The sequence below is a fragment of the Streptomyces anandii JCM 4720 genome, assembly GCF_014650655.1.
Classification (GTDB): domain Bacteria; phylum Actinomycetota; class Actinomycetes; order Streptomycetales; family Streptomycetaceae; genus Streptomyces; species Streptomyces anandii.
In genome coordinates, this window is sequence record NZ_BMVJ01000015.1 from 156,294 (window position 1) to 157,183 (window position 890).

The following is an 890-nucleotide window of genomic DNA, read 5'->3' on the forward strand; positions in this document are numbered from 1 at the left end:
GGCGCGCGCATCCCCCCTACGAAAAATTCACGAACGGCCCGTTGCCCGTGGGTTGTCCACAGGCGACGGGCCGCCTTGCTGGCCAGCCGATAGTGTGGTCGCTCGTCCGAGACGCCCCGCTGCCCCCACGGGGCACAGGCGTCCACCGCAGTCCACACCGAACCGGGGCCGTATCTCGATGTCCGTGCACAGCCGTACGGCAGCCCACTACGACGGCGCTGCCGCAGCGCCGTCCGAGCCCGCGCGCGCGGCGGAGTTCGACCCCAACCGCCCGCCCGAGTTCCCGCGCCACGTCGTCACCGCCGTGCTCGTCTCCCACGACGGCGCCCGCTGGCTGCCCGACGCCCTGGCCGGCCTGCTCGGCCAGGAGCGCCCCGTACAGGACGCCGTGGCCGCCGACACCGGCAGCGCGGACCACTCCGCACAGCTGGTCACCGACGCCCTGGGCGCCGACCGCGTGCTGCACCTCGCCCGGCGCACCGGCTTCGGACAGGCCGTCGAGGAGGCCATCCGCAGCGCCCCGCTCCTCACCCCCGACGACCTGCCCTACCTCAAGCGCCCGAGCGGCTGGGACCCCGTCACGCGCACCTGGCGCGACGAGGCCTACGACATGCCCGACCTTCCCTACGGGGAGCCCGTCCAGTGGCTCTGGCTGCTGCACGACGACTGCGCACCCGAACCCGGCGCCCTGGCCGAGCTGTTGCGCGTCGTCGACGGCGAACTCGAACTGGGCCGCGACGACGTGGCGGTCGTCGGCCCCAAGCTCCGCGGCTGGTACGACCGGCGGCAGCTGCTCGAAGTGGGCGTCAGCATCGCCAACTCCGGCCGCCGCTGGACCGGCCTGGACCGCCGCGAACAGGACCAGGGCCAGCACGACCACGTACGGCCCG

The 890-nt window shown here is 74.2% G+C and carries 1 protein-coding gene; it reads left to right on the forward strand.

What is annotated here, in order from left to right:
- Positions 1–178 precede the first annotated feature (178 nt).
- A partial coding sequence (locus IE249_RS38465) for a glycosyltransferase family 2 protein (protein ID WP_373304441.1) occupies positions 179–890 on the forward strand: 712 nt, incomplete at its 3' end.